This window comes from Microbacterium sp. BWT-B31, assembly GCF_041379855.1.
GTDB lineage: Bacteria > Actinomycetota > Actinomycetes > Actinomycetales > Microbacteriaceae > Microbacterium.
In genome coordinates this window covers 137,054-154,806 of the sequence record NZ_JBFECU010000001.1, presented here as the reverse complement: position 1 = coordinate 154,806, position 17,753 = coordinate 137,054, and the positions used below count along the sequence as shown (strand labels likewise).

The 17,753-nt window shown below is 73.6% G+C and carries 17 protein-coding genes; 7 read left to right on the top strand and 10 right to left on the bottom strand.

What is annotated here, in order from left to right:
• The first annotated feature begins 92 nt into the window (after positions 1-92).
• The 4 genes from AB1K54_RS00705 to AB1K54_RS00690 all read left to right on the top strand — a co-directional run bounded on the left by AB1K54_RS00705 (position 93) and on the right by AB1K54_RS00690 (position 3,284).
• Positions 93-941, top strand: a complete 849-nt coding sequence (locus AB1K54_RS00705; RefSeq protein WP_371200770.1) for a DNA-formamidopyrimidine glycosylase family protein — start codon at positions 93-95, stop codon at positions 939-941.
• Between the two features lie 5 nt (positions 942-946).
• On the top strand, positions 947-2,386 hold the full coding sequence (locus AB1K54_RS00700; protein WP_371200769.1) for an NAD(P)/FAD-dependent oxidoreductase: 1,440 nt from the start codon (positions 947-949) through the stop codon (positions 2,384-2,386).
• Positions 2,383-2,787, top strand: coding sequence for a cupin domain-containing protein (locus AB1K54_RS00695; RefSeq protein WP_371200768.1), 405 nt, complete (start codon positions 2,383-2,385; stop codon positions 2,785-2,787). The genes AB1K54_RS00700 and AB1K54_RS00695 overlap by 4 nt, the downstream gene beginning before the upstream one ends.
• Positions 2,788-2,876: 89 nt before the next feature.
• On the top strand, positions 2,877-3,284 hold the full coding sequence (locus AB1K54_RS00690; RefSeq protein ID WP_371200767.1) for a transferase: 408 nt from the start codon (positions 2,877-2,879) through the stop codon (positions 3,282-3,284).
• Positions 3,285-3,304: 20 nt separating this feature from the next.
• Here AB1K54_RS00690 and AB1K54_RS00685 read toward each other — a convergent pair whose 3' ends face one another.
• The 3 genes from AB1K54_RS00685 to AB1K54_RS00675 are packed head-to-tail and all read right to left on the bottom strand — an operon-like array spanning position 3,305 to position 7,778.
• Positions 3,305-7,069, bottom strand: coding sequence for an SCO7613 C-terminal domain-containing membrane protein (locus AB1K54_RS00685; protein ID WP_371200766.1), 3,765 nt, complete (start codon positions 7,067-7,069; stop codon positions 3,305-3,307).
• Positions 7,066-7,302, bottom strand: a complete 237-nt coding sequence (locus tag AB1K54_RS00680) for a helix-turn-helix domain-containing protein (RefSeq protein WP_371200765.1) — start codon at positions 7,300-7,302, stop codon at positions 7,066-7,068. Before AB1K54_RS00680 ends, AB1K54_RS00685 begins: the two co-directional genes overlap by 4 nt.
• On the bottom strand, positions 7,302-7,778 hold the full coding sequence (locus tag AB1K54_RS00675) for a DUF2975 domain-containing protein (RefSeq protein WP_371200764.1): 477 nt from the start codon (positions 7,776-7,778) through the stop codon (positions 7,302-7,304). The genes AB1K54_RS00680 and AB1K54_RS00675 overlap by 1 nt, the downstream gene beginning before the upstream one ends.
• Positions 7,779-7,881: 103 nt before the next feature.
• Between AB1K54_RS00675 and AB1K54_RS00670 the strand changes: the two genes are divergently transcribed.
• Positions 7,882-8,478: a thermonuclease family protein gene (locus AB1K54_RS00670; protein WP_371200762.1), complete on the top strand. Its 597-nt coding sequence runs from the start codon at positions 7,882-7,884 to the stop codon at positions 8,476-8,478.
• Positions 8,479-8,485: 7 nt separating this feature from the next.
• Here the strand turns inward: AB1K54_RS00670 and AB1K54_RS00665 are convergent, their stop codons facing one another.
• A complete protein-coding gene (locus AB1K54_RS00665) occupies positions 8,486-8,884 on the bottom strand; it encodes a DUF1304 domain-containing protein (protein ID WP_371200761.1) in 399 nt (132 codons plus the stop codon).
• Here AB1K54_RS00665 and AB1K54_RS00660 point away from each other — a divergent pair.
• Entirely contained in the window at positions 8,883-9,785 is a 903-nt protein-coding gene (locus AB1K54_RS00660; protein WP_371200760.1) for a LysR family substrate-binding domain-containing protein, read from the top strand. The two genes, AB1K54_RS00665 and AB1K54_RS00660, sit on opposite strands and share 2 nt — an antisense overlap.
• Positions 9,786-9,811: 26 nt before the next feature.
• Positions 9,812-10,570, top strand: coding sequence for a GMP synthase (locus AB1K54_RS00655; RefSeq protein WP_371200759.1), 759 nt, complete (start codon positions 9,812-9,814; stop codon positions 10,568-10,570).
• A 75-nt stretch (positions 10,571-10,645) separates the two neighbouring features.
• Here the strand turns inward: AB1K54_RS00655 and AB1K54_RS00650 are convergent, their stop codons facing one another.
• From AB1K54_RS00650 to AB1K54_RS00625, 6 genes are all read right to left on the bottom strand, one after another.
• Positions 10,646-11,134 carry a glutaminase gene (locus AB1K54_RS00650; protein WP_371200758.1) on the bottom strand — a complete coding sequence of 163 codons (489 nt, stop codon included), beginning with the start codon at positions 11,132-11,134 and terminating at the stop codon, positions 10,646-10,648.
• 189 nt (positions 11,135-11,323) lie between these two features.
• Complete coding sequence (locus AB1K54_RS00645) at positions 11,324-12,172, bottom strand: transposase (RefSeq protein WP_371200757.1); 849 nt, start codon at positions 12,170-12,172, stop codon at positions 11,324-11,326.
• Positions 12,173-12,276: 104 nt separating this feature from the next.
• Positions 12,277-13,602: a xylulokinase gene (gene xylB / locus AB1K54_RS00640; protein ID WP_371200756.1), complete on the bottom strand. Its 1,326-nt coding sequence runs from the start codon at positions 13,600-13,602 to the stop codon at positions 12,277-12,279.
• A gap of 145 nt (positions 13,603-13,747) precedes the next feature.
• Complete coding sequence (gene xylA, locus AB1K54_RS00635; RefSeq protein ID WP_371200755.1) at positions 13,748-14,935, bottom strand: xylose isomerase; 1,188 nt, start codon at positions 14,933-14,935, stop codon at positions 13,748-13,750.
• A gap of 125 nt (positions 14,936-15,060) precedes the next feature.
• Entirely contained in the window at positions 15,061-16,614 is a 1,554-nt protein-coding gene (locus tag AB1K54_RS00630) for a family 43 glycosylhydrolase (protein WP_371200754.1), read from the bottom strand.
• A gap of 4 nt (positions 16,615-16,618) precedes the next feature.
• Complete coding sequence (locus AB1K54_RS00625) at positions 16,619-17,722, bottom strand: LacI family DNA-binding transcriptional regulator (RefSeq protein WP_371200753.1); 1,104 nt, start codon at positions 17,720-17,722, stop codon at positions 16,619-16,621.
• Positions 17,723-17,753 lie beyond the last annotated feature (31 nt).

Sequence of the window (17,753 nt, the reverse complement as noted above, 5' to 3'; positions counted from 1 at the left end):
CAGGCCGGACGCCGCCGGCCCTCCGTCGCGCACACTGCGCGGCGGTGATTCTCCTGCGTTGTGCACGACCGGCGGCGGGAACGGACGCACCGGTGCCTGAGGGCGACACCGTGCATCGCACGGCGCGCCGACTCGACGACGCGCTCGCGGGCGGCACGGTCACCCGCTTCGACCTGCGCGTGCCGCAGGCGGCGACCGCCGAGGCCACCGGCGAGGTCGTGCATGGCGTGGTCGCGCGCGGAAAGCACCTGCTGATGCGGGTGGGCGACCGGACGCTCCACTCCCACCTCAAGATGGAGGGCGAGTGGCACCTCTACCGGCCGGGCGAGCGCTGGCGCAAGCCCGGCTTCAAGGCTCGTGCCGTGGTCGCCGTGGACGGGCCGCGAGTGGCGTACGAGGCGGTCGGCTTCGACCTCGCCGACATCGCGCTGGTCGCCACCGCCGCCGAGGAGTCGCTCGTGGGGCATCTCGGCCCCGACCCGCTCTCAGGCGACTGGGACCCCGCCGAGGCCGCGCGCCGGCTGGGCGCCGATCCGCGGCCGATCCACGTCGCGCTGCAGGACCAGCGCAGCATCGCCGGCTTCGGCAACGAGTACGCGAACGAGATCCTGTTCGTCGTGGGCATCCTGCCCACGACGCCTGCGACCCAGACGGATGCCGCGGCCGTCGTCGACCTCGGAGCACGGATGATCCGCGCCAACCGCGACCGGGTCGAGCGCACATTCACCGGAGACTCCCGGCGCGGCCGAACGACCTGGGTCTACCGCCGCGAGGGACGGCCCTGCCGGAGGTGCGGCACGCTCATCCGCGCGGGGACGCTCGGCGCCGATCCCACCCGCGAGCGGATCGTGTTCTGGTGCCCGAACTGCCAGCGCGCGTCGACGGGTGAGAATCCGCCCGAAGCACGCGAGGATGGACGCACGACATCGCATCGGAGTTGATAAGCGTGGGCACGACCGTCTACGAACGACACAAGCCGCAGGCATCCACCGTCGAGCACAGCCTCTCGGGCACCCGGCAGAGCGTGTTCTGGCTCGACGACCTGCCGGGCTCGGCGCCCCGGCCGCGCTTCGGCGGCGAGTCGGTCGCCGACCTGGTGATCGTCGGCGGCGGATACACCGGGCTGTGGACCGCCCTGCAGGCCAAGCGCCGCGCCCCCGACGCCCGCGTCGTGGTGCTCGAGGGCAAGCGCGTGGGGTGGGCGGCATCGGGCCGCAACGGCGGATTCTGCGACGCGAGCCTCACCCACGGGCGCGAGAACGGCGCGACCCGCTGGCCCGACGAGATCGACGCGCTCGACCGGCTGGGCCTTGCCAACCTCGACGCGATGGGCGCCGACATCGCCGGCTACGGCATCGACGCCGACTGGGAGCGCCCCGGCGCCCTCAGCGTGGCCGTCGAGCCGCACGCGATCGCGTGGCTGGACGAATGGGCTCAGGATGCCGCCACCCGCGGCGACGACAGCGTCAGGCTGCTCGACACGGCTGCGGTGCGGGCATCCGTTCACTCGCCCATCTATCTCGGAGCCGTGTGGGAGACCCGCACGACCGCCCTCGTACACCCCGGAAAGCTCGTCACGGGGCTCGCGCATGCCGCCGAGGAGGCGGGGGTGGTGATCTTCGAGCACTCGCCCGTGCATGCGATCGACGAGGACGGCGGCGGCGCGGTGAAGATCGTGACGACGCACGGGCGCATCCGCACGCCCCGGGTGGCGCTGGCGACCAACGTGTTCCGCTCGGTGCTGGCCCGCAATCGCCTGATGACCGTGCCGGTGTACGACTATGCGCTGATGACCGAGCCGCTCACGCACTCCCAGCTCGCCTCGCTCGGCTGGAACGACCGCCAGGGCATCAGCGATCTGGCCAACCAGTTCCACTACTACCGACTCAGCCGCGACAACCGGATCCTGTACGGCGGGTACGACGCCGTGTACCACTATGGGCGGCGCGTACGCGAGCAGTACGAGGACCGGCCGGCGACCTTCCGCACGCTCGCGAGCCACTTCTTCACCACGTTCCCGCAGCTGGAGGGGCTGCGCTTCAGCCACAAGTGGGCGGGCGCGATCGACACCTCCACGCAGTTCTGCGCGTTCTTCGGCACCGCACGGCGCGGGCGCGTCGCGTACGCCGCCGGGTTCACCGGGCTGGGGGTGGCTGCGACCCGGTTCGCGGCCGACGTGATGCTCGACCTGCTCTCGGGCGAGCAGACCCCGCGCACGCGGCTCGAGATGGTGCGCAAGCGCCCGCTTCCCTTTCCGCCCGAGCCCGCCGCCGCGATCGGCATCAACGCGACCCGCTGGTCGCTCGATCGCGCCGACCACCACGCGGGCCGGCGAAACCTGCTGCTCAAGACGCTGGACGCGCTCGGGCTGGGGTTCGACTCGTGAGCCGGCTCACTCCCGGGCAGGCGACGGTCGCCTTCACCGCTCCGGCTGAGGCGGCGCCGGGAACCGCGGGGCGCGTGGGCGCAGCGGCGACCCCGGGCGCCGCGTTCGAGCCGGTGCCGGCCGACCAGGTCGTGTCGGGTGCCCCGCAAACCCGGTTCGTCGATCTCGACGAGGCATCCGGCCGCGTCGTGGGCGTGTGGGAGATGACGCCGGGCGGCATGGGCGACGTCGAGGCGGACGAGGTGTTCGTGGTGCTCGCGGGCGAGGCGACGCTCGAGTTCGTCGAGCCGGCGCTTCCGGCGATCGAACTGCGCCCGGGCGTTATGGTCCGGCTCGAGCGGGGAATGCGGACCGTCTGGACGGTGCGCGAGACGCTGCGGAAGGTGTACGTCGCGCCGTAGCGGGCACCGAATCGTTTCGCGGGAATGAATTCCGCGGGATCGGCGTTGTCTCTTCTTCGGCGCCCCGTGTGGCGCCATCGGAGGGGAACGTGGGCAAGAACTACGTCGACATCGAGGACGACCACGGTGAGACGCTGCGCTACCGCAAGCACGTCAACGGCCGAGGCCTCATCGCGAACGGCGCGAAGGTGCATCCGAGCGCCGTCGTGGAGTCCGGCGCGTACGTCGAACCCGGCGTCGTCATCGCCGCGCAGGCGCACATCGGCCGGGGTGCGTGGATCGAGGCGGACGCCATGATCGGCCCGGGCGCCGACATCGCCCCGCACGCTCACGTCGGCCCGAAGGCCGCGATCGGCGCGGGCGCGAAGATCGGCGTCCGCACGTACGTCGGCACCGGCGCGCATGTCGCCGGCGGCGCGCTCATCGGCGACGACGAGAAGATCGCCGAGGGCGAGAAGGTCGCCACCGACCGCCGCGGGCTGCGGCTGGCCGCGTAACCGCCGGAACCGGCCCTCGCTCACGCGAGGTCGCGCAGGCGCGCGGCGATGCCCGCTTCCTCGCCCGCGCGGCGCTCGTAGGTGACGGCGATGATGAGCAGCACCGCGCCGACCACCGCGAGCGTGATCCACCACGGCATCGACTCGATCTCGCGGCCGATCTGCACGAGGAACGCGAGCGCATTCTCGACCGGCAGCACCACGATCCCGATGAGAAACGGCGCCGCGAGGCGGCGGCTCGCACCGGCGAGGATCGCGGCGAGCGCCATCACGATCACGAGGATCGCCCGCCAGGTCAGCGGGTCCGTGAAGGTCGCCGCGACCGAGGCGCTCATCGCGACGACGATTCCGGGCGCGAGGAGTGCCCATGACCCTGTGAAGCCGGCGGGCCACGCGTTGAGCGTGGGGCGAACGGATGCCGCGGCATCCTGTTGTGCACGGCGCAGGGCGAGCACGCCCGCGAGCAGGAGTCCCGCGCCCAGCGGCAGCGAGAACCACTCGACGCGCAGGTCGCGGGGGCTCCAGGCGACGACGGCGGTGACGAACGCGAGGGCGAACACGAACCCCGCCGGCGGGAGCCCGGTCGGTGCTCGAAGCCCGCGCCGGGCGATGGCCACGAGCGCGACGAGAAGCGCCAGCATGAGCGCCCACATGGTCCAGATCGTGAACCAGTCGCGGTGGATCGCCGGCCACGCCGCGACAGCCACGACGACGAACGCGGGCGCGAAGAGCCACCGCGTGCGGGCCGTTCGCGAGTCGGGGGTCGCATCGCGACGCAGCGCCCGTGCCGCCAGCGCCGCCGGCGCCGCCCCGACGATCCCCCACGCGAGGCACACGGCGACGAGCGGCACCGCGACGGCGACGGCGTCCAGTCCCAGCCCGTAGCGGATCGCCTGCGTAGCCCCCGCCGCACTCGCGACGATCACGGCGACGAAGGTCACCGGGCGAAGACTTCGCAGCGCCTCGTGACGCGCGAACAGCCCCGCGATCGGCAGCAGCACCCAGGCCGCCGCCACGAGGGCATACGACCGCAGCGGAGGACCCCACACCGCCGCCACCGCGACGACCGGCACGACGGCGGTGAGCAGCCCCGCCGCGTACAGCGGCATCCCCCGCGCGCCGCGCAGCGTCAGCACGACGCCCACGATCGCGGTGCCGAGCGCGGGCGGGAGCAGGTATGGCTCGAGCGTGTCGACGCCCGCCATCCCCCATACGCACCAGAGCGCGCCTGTGAACGCGGCTCCCGAGAGCGCCCAGCCGTAGCGGCGGCCGCCCCACAGCGCCGTGGCGGCGGCGCCTGAGCCGAGGATCACGAGTACGAGGAACGTCGTTCCGAGCCCCGCGGCATCGCGCACCAGCGCGAGCAGCACCGCGATCGCCGCCGTGAGCAGGGCGGACGCCTCGATCGCGAGGCGCACGAGCGCGGCATCGGTCTCACCGATCTTCGAGACGAGCGCCGGGCCGATCACCGGCCCGCACGGCAGCACGAGCGCCACGACGGTCGCGATCGCCGGAAGCACGACCGGCGACCCGCTGCCGGGGAGCACCTGCGCGCCGAGGCACACGATCACCACCGCGAGCGACGGCACGAGCACGGCCGCGGCGGCGACCCGCACGAGCGTTCCGAGGCCGGCGCGGCGCGTCACGACGAGGGTGAGGCACAGCAGGAAGATGAGCCCGGTCGACAGGGCCGTCCAGCCGCTGCGCTCGACCAGGACCTGGGCGACGCCGATCAGGAACGGCACCGAGGTGACCACGAGGATCGCGTACCACGATCGCACGCGCACCCACGGCAGGAACGTCGCCGCGATCGCGACGAGCGCGCCGGCCGAGGTCGTGAGGCACAGCCGGGCGACGCCGTCGACACCCTGCACGCCGAGCACCGTGGCGAACACGACGAGCGCATAGGCGTACCCGGTGCCCACGTGCACGAACCGGGCGGATGCCGGCACCGTGAGCGCGAGGCACGCGATGGCGACCACGACCCCGGCGCCGGCGAGCGCCGCGAGGTCGAGGTCGCGCCACGAGAGGATCACTGCGAAGAGCACCAGCAGATGCGCGCCGGCGATGAGCGGCATACGGGTCGCGATCGACGTGCGACGCAGGGCGGGCACGCGGGCGAGGGCGAGGCTCACGGCCGCCGCGAGCGCGAGGCCGATCGCCACGCGTCCGGCGACGGTGATTCCGGGCACGGTGAGGAGTGTGAGCGCCGAGAGCGCCACGAACCACAGGCCGACCTGGCCGACCCAGCGCATGCCGGCCCGCGGGGCGTCGGGCGCGGGGATGCTCGACGGATGCGTCGTCCCCTCGGCGGTCGCGTCCGCAGCGGCGGGCGCGTCCGAACCGTCGGTCGCCTCCGGAACGCCCGTCACGACCGGGTTCGGCGCTGCCGGAGCCGGCACGAGCACGCCCGCAGCGCCGGTCGTCGCGGCGGGGTGGAGGCGTTCGTGCAGCAGCGCGAACGCCCCGAGCCCTGCGCCCAGGGCGGCGAGGCCCAGGACGACCGCCAGCGCGATGGGACCGTACAGCGTCTCGGCGCGGTAGAGCGTCCACAGGCCGAGCAGCGCCGCCGACAGCGTCGGCGAGATCGCGCTCAGGGTCACGACCGCGAGCGCGCCGCCCGCGAGCGCGCCGCGCCGCACACCCATCGGCACGGGAAGCAGCACCGCGACGACGATCGCCCCGGCGACCGCGGCGGCCGGGACCACCGCGACTTCCCACCCTCCCGAGACCCATCGCCCCAGCCCGAGGACGACGAACGCGGCCGTGCCCAGCGCCCCCGCGATCACGCTCCACAGTCCCGCCGCGATCCGGCGTGCCGAGAAGAGCGCAAGGGCGGCGGATGCGGCGAGCACGCCGCTCATCGACAGCCAGAACGACTCCGCGGGCAGCGCGCCGAACAGCCAGCCCTGCGCGATCGCGACCGCCAGCGCGCCCAGCTGCACGGCCGTGAGGGTCACGCGTTCGCCGTGGAGGGGCATCCGGAATCGGGAATCGAACCGCGCGGTGAACGCGATCAGCACGTGTGCGGCCAGGGCGGTGCCGAGGTGCCCGGGCACCGGCGCGCCGACCGCGTAGCCGATCATCGCGGGCACCAGGGCCAGCGCGACCAGCGCGCCCCACAGCCACGTGCGGATGCCCACGTGCAGGCCGAGCCACGTCATCGCGGCACCGGCGACCGCCGTCGCACCGGCCGCGATGGACCACGGGTGCTGCGGTGCGAGCGCGGTCAGCGCGTGCACGTCGAGCCCGAGGAAGATCATGCCGAGCGCGCCCACCGCCTCTGCCGAGAACTGCAGCCGGCGTGCGGCGAGCAGACGTGCGCCGAACAGGAACACCACCGTGACCGCGCCGACGATGAGCCCGCGGGCGAGCTGGTCGGTCAGGTCGGGGTTGAAGAACGTGAAGACGATCGCCGCGACCGCGACGAGCCCCGCGCCGGCGACGGCGAGCACGGACTGGACGGTGGCGCTCGATCCCGGCGCGGCGGCGAGCGCAATGCGCGGGTCGACGTCGCCGACGGCAGGCGCGGGCGCGACCCGCGGCGGCTGGGCGATGGGGCCGACCGGCACGCGGTCGAGCACCTCCTGCCGCGCGCGCAAGGCGGCGACGGCGGCCTGCGAGGCGTCCCACAGCTCCCCGCCGATCCCGGTGTAGTCCGCCCCGCAGCGCGGGCACCGCTGCACCCCGAGGCGCTCACCGCACCGCGGGCACAGGAGGAAGTCCTCGAGCCGCTCGATCGCAGTCTCGCTCCACAGCGGCCGGCGCGTGGCGACGGCGCTCACGAGGCACCCTCGGACGAGGCATCCGCGTCGTCGTCGACCCACACGAGGATGTCGCCGGGCTGGCATTCGAGCACGCGGCAGATCGCGTCGAGCGTCGTGAAGCGGATGGCCTTTGCCCGCCCGTTCTTGAGCACCGACACGTTCGCGGGGGTGATGTCGATCGCTGCGGCGAAGTCGGCGACCGACATCTTCTTCTTCGCGAGCTCGACGTCGAGGTTGATGACGATCGGCATCACACCACCTCCGACAGGTCGTGCTCGAGCTGCGACGCCTTCTTCAGGAGTCCGCGCAGCACCACCAGCAGCAGCGACAGCCCCGCGCCGACGACGATGCCGAGCAGGCACAGCAGCACGATCGAGGGCGACCCGGCGGGTGCGGTGGTGAGAAAGCCGAGCGTCGCGACGACCAGCACCGTGGCGACCACGACCGCGACGAGGCTCGTGTCGACCCACACGAACGCGCGCGGAGTGAAGATGCTGTCGGCGCCCACGAGGGTCAGCAGCCGCCACACGCAGATGAGCACCACCTGCGCGCACAGGGTGAAGATCACGCCGATGACGATGCCGGGCACCTCGAGGTAGGCGAGGTAGGGGTACATGCCGGCGAGCGATCGCGCCATGCCCGGCAGCACCACGATCTGGCACATGAGCAGCAGCGCGAGCAGCACGACGATGAGCGCCTTGAGCAGGATGATCGTGATGCGGTGCATGATTTCCTATCGATAATCGATCGATGCTTATCGCAGAACAATACATATCCATCGACTTTCGACACAAGACGTTGCTGTCGCACCCTCGCGCTAGGGTGGCGGGGTGACGCCCGCTGCGAGATCCCGTGCGCACCGCGGGCGCGGCATCCGGTGGCTTGCGATCGTGCTGGGCGCGGCGATCGTCGCCGTCGTGGGGTGGTCGGCCGCCGCCGGCCGGCTGCCGTGGCAGCTGACGGATGCCCCGCCGCCGCCTGTGCCGACCGCTCCCGCGCGCCCGGCCGACGCGTTCCCGCTCATCGTCGAGCGCGTCGTCGACGGCGACACGCTGCACGCCACCGTCGACGGGCCGAATGAGACCTTCGACATCCACGACTCGCTGCGCATCCGGCTCATCGGGATCGACACGCCCGAGGCGAACCCCGCGGAGTGCTGGTCGGCCGAAGCCACCGTGCACCTGCGCGCCCTCGCCCCCGAGGGCTCGGTGCTGTGGGGCGCCGTCGACCGCGACCCGTTCGACCGGTACGACCGGGCCCTGCTCTACCTCTGGACTGCGCAGGACCGCTTCGTGAACCTCGAGCTCGTCACCGCCGGAGACGCGCAGACCCTCACGGTCGAGCCCAACGACGCCCACGCCGACCTGTTCGCCGCGGCCGAGGCATCCGCCCGGGAACAGGGCGCGGGGCGATGGGGCGCGTGCTGACCGAGCGTCACGCGAAGAGGAACAGCACGAAGCCGACGAGCGGCAGCGTGCCCTGCACGAGCGCCGCGCGCAGGTGCTTCACCCCGGTCGACAGCAGCACGAGGGACGCTGCGGCCATCGAGGCGAGCGAGAACAGCACCAGCGCGCGCCCCGCGATGCCCGCGGCCGAGCCGGCATCGCCCGCCCAGAACAGCACGAGGCCGAGCGTCGCGCCGATCGCCAGGAACAGGTTGTAGAACCCCTGGTTGTACGCCAACGGCTTCGTCGCGTCGGCCGTCGCCTGGTCGGGCACGCCGAACCGCTTGTAGATGCGCGGCTGCGTCCACTGGATGCTCTCCATGACGAAGATGTACACGTGCAGGAGCGCCGCGAGGGCGGCCAAGACCGTGGCGATGATCGGCACCATGAGCGAACGATACCGCCCTCGCCCCGCTCGCGCGCCCGCCGCGCGCATCGCCGCCGGTACGTTGGTCATCATGGCGAACAGCGGCGCGCGCGGGCGCAGCGGCGCGCAGGGCGGGCGCAGCGGCGCGCAGGGCGGCGGGCGCAGCGGGAAAGGCGCCGGATCGCGGCGTCAGGCCGCGAAGGGCGCCGCGCGCGGCGGACGGGGCGCGAAGCCGGGTGCGAAGCCGGATGCGAAGCCGCCGGGACGAGCCGCGCCGCGGCCCCCCGCGAATGCCGAGCCCCCCGAGACCCTGCCGGACCGGTTCACGCTGGGCGTGGTGCCGGGCGCGACGCCCGGCAAGTGGATCGACGCATGGCGCAAGCGCATGCCGCAGGTCGAACTCGAACTGCGGCACATCGCGGTCGCCGACCAGCGCGACGCGCTGCAGGCTCCCGGGTCCGCGGAACTGCTCCCCCTCGACGCGGCGCTCGTGCGGCTGCCGATCGACCGGTCAGGTCTCAGCGTCATCGCGCTGTACGACGAGGTGCCCGTCGTCGTGGTCTCGGCGCAGTCCCACCTCACCGCCGCGGACGAACTCGACCTCGCGGACCTCGCCGGCGAGGTCGCCGTCGTGCCCCGCGACGACGTGCTCGCACTCGACGTGCCCGGTGCGGTCGCGGCATCGTTCGACCCGCCCGCCGACACCGCCGAGGCCATCGCCACCGTCGCCGCCGGCATCGGGTTCGTCGTGGTGCCGATGTCGCTCGCGCGCCTGCACCATCGCAAGGACGTCGAGCACCGTCCGCTGCGGGGCGCGCCGGTCTCGACCGTCGCTCTCGCGTGGCCGGCCGATCGCACCACGCCGCTCGTCGAGGTTTTCGTGGGCATCGTGCGCGGACGCACGGCGAACTCGTCGCGTTGACCGCACGGGCGACTTAGAATCTCGCCATGACTGCGCCCGCGCTGTACGTCTGCGTCCGCCCGCAGCAGAATGCTGCCGAGGCGGAGTACGAGTCGTTCCGCCAGGCGATGCGCCTCGAACCCGACCGGCTCGACCGGATCGACCTCGTGCGCGAGCCGCTGCCACCGGATGCCGGCGAGCGCTGGCGGGCGTTCGTGGTCGGCGGGAGCCCGTTCAACGTGTCCGATCCGGAGTCGACGAAGACCGACGTGCAAAAGCGCCTCGAGGCCGATCTCGAGCGCATCGCGGGTTGGGCCGCGAGTGCCGGCGCGCACGTCTCGGCGTTCTTCACGTGCTACGGCATCGGGATCGTCACGCGCCTGCTGGGCGGAGAGGTGACCCGCGCCTACCCCGAGGACACCGGACCCGTGACGGTCTCGCTCACCGCCGAGGGGCGCCGCGACCCCCTGTTCGGGGGGCTCGCCGAGCGCTTCACCGGGCTCACCGCCCACAAGGAGGGCACGGGGCGCCTGCCCGCCGGCGCCGTGCTGCTGGCGACGAGCCAGACGTGCCCCGTGCAGGCGTACCGCGTCGGCGACCGCCTGTGGGCGACCCAGTTCCACCCCGAGCCCACGGCGAAGGCGTTCACCGAGCGCATGGCGGTGTACCGCGACGACGGCTACTTCGCGTCGGACGACTTCGAAGCGATCTCGGGGCGCGTGCTGGCGGCATCCGTCACCGAGCCGGTGCGCTCGCTGCGCGCCTTCGCGCGGCGTGTGCTCGTCGACCAGCCGCCCGCCGCGTAGCCGTCGCGAACCGCGGCCTCGGCGGCCGGGTCGATCCCGCGCCCGCCCGGCGCGGCCTGCTGCGCCGTCTGGGCGTCACGCCCGCTCGGGCGGATGCACGAGCAGGTCGATCCGCTCGGCGAGATAGGCCTCGAGGGGCTGGTAGCCGGCGGCGGGGCTCCAGCGCACGCTCGGCACGCCGTCGATGACGGCGAGAGGGCCGGATGCCTCACCCCGCGCAAGAGCGTCGAGGTCCACGCGCGTCCACCCGAGGTGCACCGGGGTGCCCTCGGGGTAGCGCGCGCGGTGCGCGGCCTCAGCCAGCTCACCCCGGCGCCGCTGCGACTCGGCCGTGTAACCGCGTCGCGCGGAAAGCCGCGAACGGACCACCTCGCCGGTCGCCAGCATGCCGTCGTCGGTGAGCAGCACCGCCCCGAGGTGCCACGCCGTTCCGCGCGGCACGATCCGCGACGCCCGCGCGATGCCGAGGATGCGCCGCGGCTCGACGACCTCGCCCACCGCCACGCGCGGCGCGTCGGCGAGTCGCACGCGCGCATGGGCGAGGAGTTCGGCGACGGATGCCACGCGTTCAGGCTACGCGGGCCGCGGCATCCGTCGCTCTGGCTCAGCGCCGGGGCTGAGCGGCCATATCGCTGCGCAGACCGACGGCGCCCTCACCCGGTCGCCGCGCAACGCGTTCGCGATCAGCGGGACCAGCAGCACCGCCCACGACCGAGAGGCGCACGGCCCGGGCCAGAGCGCGCGCCGACCGCCTCAGTCCGGCGCGTCGTGCGTGCTCCGCGCGCGCTCGGCGGCCTCACGCGCGGAACGCGCGACGGATGCCGTGGACCGCTGCTGCTCGTCGAGGTCCGCCAGCTCTGCCTGGAGCGTGCGTTCCTCGTGTTCGAGGCGATCGAGATCGCGGCGCAGATCGCCGAGGCGCTCGCGCACGTGGTCGGCTCGCTCCCGCACCCTCGCCCGGCGCGCCTCGACCTGCGCGAGGGCGCGTTCGGCCTCGTTCCTCGTGCGCTCCGCCTCGCGCGCGGCCCGCTCGGCCGACTTCCGCGCGCGCCGCTCGGCGAGATCGTCGCGGGCCGCAGCCGGCGCCGCGACCTGCGGCAGCGACCCGCCCACAGCCTCGGCGAGGTCGTCGCCCTCGAACGCCCCGGCTTCGAGCGGCTTGACGAGGCGCCCGGTCATCACCGCGGCGGCGGCTGCGGCATTCAGCACCGCCGCGTTGATCGTCTTTTCGACGTCCTCCCGCGCAGAGGCGCTCACCGCGATGCCGGCCGCGTCGGCGAGCTCGACGGCCTGCGCGGCCAGAGCCGCGACCAGTTGGCGGCGCTGGCGGCCGAGGCGCGCGAGCTCACGCGCGTCGAGGTCGTCCTGCGCCTCGCGCAGCGCCGACGCCAGCGCGAGCGCGTCGGCGAGCTGGCCCTCTCGCGCGAGCAGGCCGACGACCCACGCGGCGACGGTCGGCTTGGGCAGGCGTTTGACGAACGGGGCGAGCGAGCGGGAGGATGCCCCGGCCCGCGCGTTGCGCGCCGCCGTGAACCGGTCGGGGGTCAGCGCGTAGAGCTCGGCCGCGATCGCGTCGAGCTCTGCGTCGTCATGCGTGGGCACGGGCCCATTCTCGCCCCTGGCGAGCGCGCGAGGGCCTCACGCACGGAGGGCTCGCGCGGAACCTCGTGATCTCGGGGCGGTCCGGTTTCGCAAGGCCCCGCGGCTCAGGCCGAGAGGACGGATGCCGCCTGCCGCGCGGCGCCGAGCGCCACGTACTCCCCCGGCTCGGGCACCTCCACGGGAATGCCCAGCACGAGCGGCGCGATCTCGCGCACCGCCTCGGACTGCGCGCCGCCGCCGATGAGCAGGGCCCGCTCCAGCGGAACGCCCAGCTCGCGCAGCGCGTCGAGACCGGCGGCAAGGCCCGAGAGCATGCCCTCGACCGCCGCGCGCGCGAGGTTCTCGCGGGTCGTCGAGGCGAGAGTCATGCCGGTCAGCGACGCGGTGGCGTCGGGAAGGTTCGGGGTGCGCTCGCCCTCGAAGTAGGGCACCAGCGCGAGCCCGCCGGCACCGGGTGCGGCCGCCAGCGCGAGGTGCGAGAGCTCGGCGTGCGGGACGCCCAGCACACGGCCGATCGCGTCGAGCACGCGCGCGGCGTTGAGGGTCGCCACCAGCGGCAGGAAGTGCCCGGTGCAGTCGGCGAAGCCCGCGACGGTGCCGGTCGGGTCGATCGTGCGCTCCTCGCTCACGGCGAAGACGGTGCCGCTCGTGCCGATCGAGACGACCACGTCGCCGGGAGCGGCGCCGAGGCCGAGCGCGGCTCCGGCGTTGTCGCCGGCGCCCCCGCCGACGCGGCGGCCGGCCTGGTCGGCGACCCACTCGTGCGGGCCGAGCACGCGCGGCAGCACGGCGTCATGGCCGAGCGCGGCCATGAGCAGGTCACGGTCGTAGGAGCCGTCCGCAGGGTTCCAGTAGCCGGTGCCCGAGGCATCCGATCTGTCGGTCACGAGCTCGTCGAGCACAGGCCCGCGCGGCGACTGGTCCTCGGGGCCGAAGCCGCGCAGGCGCCACGTGAGCCAGTCGTGCGGCAGCGCCACGGCGGCGACGCGCTCGGCGTTGGCCGGCTCGGCATCGCGCAGCCAGCGGAGCTTGGTGATGGTGAACGATGCCACGGGCACGAGGCCCGTGCGCCGGGCGAGGTCTTCGGCGCCGAACTCGGCCGTCAGATCGGCGGCCGCCTGCGCGGAGCGGGTGTCGTTCCACAGCAGCGCATCGCGCACGACGCGCCCCTGTGCGTCCAGCGCGACCATGCCGTGCTGCTGCCCGCCGATCGCCCACGCCTCGACCGCATCATCGCCTGCGGCGCTGGGCCCGAGCCCGCCGGCGTCGGCGATGGCAGCCTGCAGCGCCGTCCACCAGGCCTCGGGATCGACCGAGGTGCCGTCGGGGTGGGATGCGCGGCCCTGCCGCACGATGGCGCCGGTGGCGGCATCCGTGATCACGACCTTGCACGACTGCGTCGACGAGTCGACCCCCATCACCAGCGTCATCGCCGCTCCTTCTTGAGTGTTGTTGTCTCCACGCCCCGCGCACAACGCAGGAGATCCGGAATACTCCATGCCCGCAGACCGGCGTGTCGGCCCCGCCCTGCCAGATTCTCCTGCGTTGCGCACAGCAGCGGTGCGCGGGGGGGCGTCAGCGCGCGCCGAGCAGGTGCTCGGTCGCCAACTGCTGCAGGCGCACGAAGCCGAAGCCCTTGCCGCCGAGGTACTGCGAGGCGTCGAAGTCCTCGTACGCCGAGCGGTCGGCGAGGAAGTCGTCGTACGACTCGCCCTCGTTCAGGGTCGGCACCGACAGCTCGGGCACGCGGGCGGCCTCGAGTGCCTGCTGCACCTCGGGGTCGGCGCGGAAGGCGGCGGCGCGCTCCTTGAGCAGAAGGTACGTCTGGATGTTGGCCTTGGCCGAGTCCCACACGCCGGTCTCGTCCTCGGTGCGCGAGGGCTTGTAGTCGAAGTGACGCGGGCCGTCGTAGGCCGGCACGCCGCCGGGGCCGCCGTTTTCGAGCAGGTCGACCAGCGCGAACGCGTTGTGCAGGTCGCCGTGACCGAACACGAGATCCTGGTCGTACTTGATGCCGCGCTGGCCGTTGAGGTCGATGTGGAAGAGCTTGCCGTGGAACAGCGCCTGGGCGATGCCGGCGGCGAAGTTCAGGCCCGCCATCTGCTCGTGGCCGACCTCGGGGTTGAGGCCGACGAGCTCGGGGCGCTCGAGCGAGTCGATGAAGGCGATCGCGTGGCCGAGCGTGGGCAGCAGGATGTCGCCGCGGGGCTCGTTCGGCTTGGGCTCGATCGCGAAGCGGATGTCGTAGCCCTTGTCGGTCACGTACTGGCCGAGGAGGTTGACCGCCTCGCGGTAGCGCTCGAGCGCGGCGCGGATGTCCTTGGCCGAGTCGTACTCGGCGCCCTCGCGGCCGCCCCACATGACGAACGTCTTGGCGCCCAGCTCGGCACCGAGGTCGAGCTGACGCAAGACCTTGCGCAGCGCGAAGCGACGCACCTGGCGGTCGTTCGAGGTGAAGCCGCCGTCTTTGAAGACGGGGGCCGAGAAGAGGTTGGTGGTGACCATCGGCACGATGAGGCCGGTGTCGGCCAGCGCGCCCTTGAGGCGGTCGATCTGGGTCTGGCGCTCGGCGTCGGTCGAGCCGAAGGCGAACAGGTCGTCGTCGTGGAAGGTCAGGCCGTAGGCGCCGATCTCGGACAGCTTCTCGACGACGTGCACGACGTCGAGGGCGGGGCGAGTCGGGCCGCCGAACGGGTCGGTGCCGTTGTAGCCGACGGTCCAGAGTCCGAACGAGAACTTGTCGTCGCGCGTGGGGGTGGGCATGTCGCTCCTTTGCGTGGGTGCGTGAGCGCGGTGGCGCGCGTAATTGTTGTGCTTAACAACCTATACCAGAACGGATGCCTCGTCCAGCCCGGGTCACGGCATCGGCACGCTCCCCGGCACAGCCGTCACGCACGGGTGCGCAGCTCGACGACGTCCACGTCGGCGACGCCCTCGCCCACGGCGAAGGGACCGACCCACGTGCCGACGAACCAGCTCGTGCGGCCCGTGGTGAGCACCCCCCGCACGTCGGCCGTCGCCACGACGAAACCGGCGGCGATCAGCTCGACGCAGAAGCCCTCCACGCGCATCGCGAGCGCCACCGGCGCACCCGCGGGAAGGGTCGTCGAGCCGAGCTCGATCGTGCGCCCCGAGTCTTCGAGCACCGCGCGCACGCGCCCGGCGCGGTCCACCGAGAGCTCGACGAACCCGAGCTCGGACGTGCGCAGCAGCAGTCCGGCGCGCAGCGCGCCCTCGCCCGCCGACAGCTCCACGACGGTGCGCACGTCGACCCGCGAGTCGGGCAGCCGCCGCGCGAGAAAGGATGTCGCCCCGACCTGCGACGGCTCGTCGGACGTCGCGGTCAGCCGCACGAAGCCGGGCCGCGCGCCGGCATCCGCGAACGCCGACGGCAGCCTCCGCACGCCGTTCCACGCGAGGTCGAGCGCGGGCGCGTCGAAGTCGTCGCGCACGAGGTCGGGCCACGGCTGCTGGTCGGCGACGCCCTCGGCCTCGACGACCGCCTCGACCCGGCCGGAGCCCGGGGCGAAGACCGGCCGCCCGGCCTGCCACTCGACCGGCACGAGAACCGTCTGCCGCGCCGTGAGCGCGTCGGTGCCGGCATCCGTTCTCGTGGCCAGGGCGACCGCCCACGTGCGGCCGTCAGGCGCCTCGACGAGGTCGGCGTGCCCGACGTTCGCGATCGGCGCGCGCGCGCCGAGGTGCCGGTGCGTGAGGCGCGGGTTGCCGGGGTCGCCGCGGTACGGGCCGGTGATCTGGTCGGCGTAAGCGACGCACACCGAGTGGTCGCGGTCGGTGCCGCCTTCGGCCGCGACGAGCAGCCAGCCGCCGTCGGGGTGCGGCAGGATGTGCGGCGCCTCGGCCCAGCCGGCGCCGTCGAGGGCACCGGTCCAGATCGCGGTGCGCTCGCCGAGCGGCGCGAACGTCTCGGGGTCGAGCTCTGCCAGCCACACCGCGTTCGCGCCGGTCCACGCGTCGCCCGCGGCGGGCGCGGTCGCGCACAGCCACAGCCGGTCGCCGTCGAAGGTGAGCGACGGGTCGATTCCCGGCATCCCGTCGAACCACACCGGCTCGCTCCACGGGCCCGCCGGGTCATCCGCGGTGACGACGAAATGCCCCGAGCGGGCAAGCGGATGCCCCGCCCCCGCCACGTGCGTGCACACCACGTAGAAGCGGCCGGCGTGATGGCGGATCGTCGGCGCGTAGAGGCCCTTGGACGACGGGATCGGCGCGAAGTCGAGGCCGCAGTCGCCCTCGAGCTGCTCGGGACGGTGGATCGCGTGGCCGATCAGCTGCCAGTCGACGAGGTTCGTCGAGCGGTGGATCGGCAGCCCCGGCAGGTACTCGAACGTCGAGGTGACGAGGTAGTAGGCGTCGCCGACGCGGCAGATGCTGGGGTCTGGGTGGCAGCCGGGCAGGATCGGATTGCGGTACGTGCCCACGGGCTCAGCGGTCCTCGCGGCTGCGCGCCGGAGCGGCTGCGGCGCGCGGCGGGGCCGTCGACGCGCGCGCGATGAGTCGCGGCTCGAGCTCGCGGTGCATCGCGGCCTCGTCGAGCGCAGCGCCCGCGAGCCGCTCGAGCAGCAGCGTCACGGCCGTCTCGCCGAACTCGCGCAGGTCCGCGCCCACGCTCGTCAGGCGCGGGAACGACAGCTCGGCGACGTACGTGTTGTCGAAGCCGACGAGGCTGACGTCGTCGGGCACGCGCACACCCTCTTCGGTCCAGCGCGCGAGCAGGCCCAGCGCGACCAGGTCGTTGTAGGCGATGACGGCCGTCGGTCCGCCCCCGAGCACGGTGTCCGCCGCCTCGCGCCCGCCGTCGGCGTCGGGCGCGTAGCCCGACAGCTCGATGAGATCGACGCCCGGGAACAGCTGCGCGGCCTCGCGGATCGCGCGCGAGCGGCGCGCCTGCGACCACGAGCGCGCCGGGCCGCCGACGTAGGCGATGCGCCGATGGCCGAGCTCGTGCAGATGCCCGATCGCGGCACGCGCCCCCGCCCGCTCGTCGATCGTGACGGTGGGCACGACGATGCCGGGGACGGCCGCGCCGGCGGGTGCGGATGCCGCGCTCGGCGCGCCGTCGAAGGCGTCGGGCCCCGATGGCGGCGAGACGAGTTCGCGGTTCACCAGCACGCACGTCGTCGTCGCCGCGAGCTGGGCGAGCGCGGCGTCGGACAGGCGCGAGGACGCCAGGATGATGCCGTCGATCTGCGGGCCGACCGCACGCACCTCGGCAGCCTCGACGTCGGCCTGCTCGGCGGTGTCGACCACGACCAGCCCGTATCCGCGCTCGCGCGAGCTGGCCTGGGCGCCCTTGGTGAGCGACGAGAAGTACGGGTTCTCGATGTCGGGCACGACCAGGCCGATGACGCCGGTGCGGCCGCCGCGCAGCCCGCTCGCGGCGCGGTTCGGCTGGTAGCCGAGCTCGTGCACGGCGGCCAGCACGCGGTCGCGCGTCTCTTCGGACACACGGTGCGGCGCGCGCAGGGTGCGCGAGACCGTCGCGATGGACACGCCGGACCTGGCCGCGACGTCATGAACTGTGACCACGCTTGCGCCCCTCGCTGATCGGGTGGGTTGA

Bases quoted from the DNA above. Each gene is read 5' to 3' on its own strand.
- AB1K54_RS00680 (WP_371200765.1), bottom strand. From the start codon at position 7,302: ATGCCGATCGTCATCAACCTCGACGTCGAGCTCGCGAAGAAGAAGATG.
- AB1K54_RS00675 (WP_371200764.1), bottom strand. From the start codon at position 7,778: ATGCACCGCATCACGATCATCCTGCTCAAGGCGCTCATCGTCGTGCTG.
- AB1K54_RS00660 (WP_371200760.1), top strand. From the start codon at position 8,883: ATGAGCGAACGATACCGCCCTCGCCCCGCTCGCGCGCCCGCCGCGCGC.
- AB1K54_RS00665 (WP_371200761.1), bottom strand. From the start codon at position 8,884: ATGGTGCCGATCATCGCCACGGTCTTGGCCGCCCTCGCGGCGCTCCTG.
- AB1K54_RS00655 (WP_371200759.1), top strand. From the start codon at position 9,812: ATGACTGCGCCCGCGCTGTACGTCTGCGTCCGCCCGCAGCAGAATGCT.
- xylB (WP_371200756.1), bottom strand. From the start codon at position 13,602: ATGACGCTGGTGATGGGGGTCGACTCGTCGACGCAGTCGTGCAAGGTC.
- xylA (WP_371200755.1), bottom strand. From the start codon at position 14,935: ATGCCCACCCCCACGCGCGACGACAAGTTCTCGTTCGGACTCTGGACC.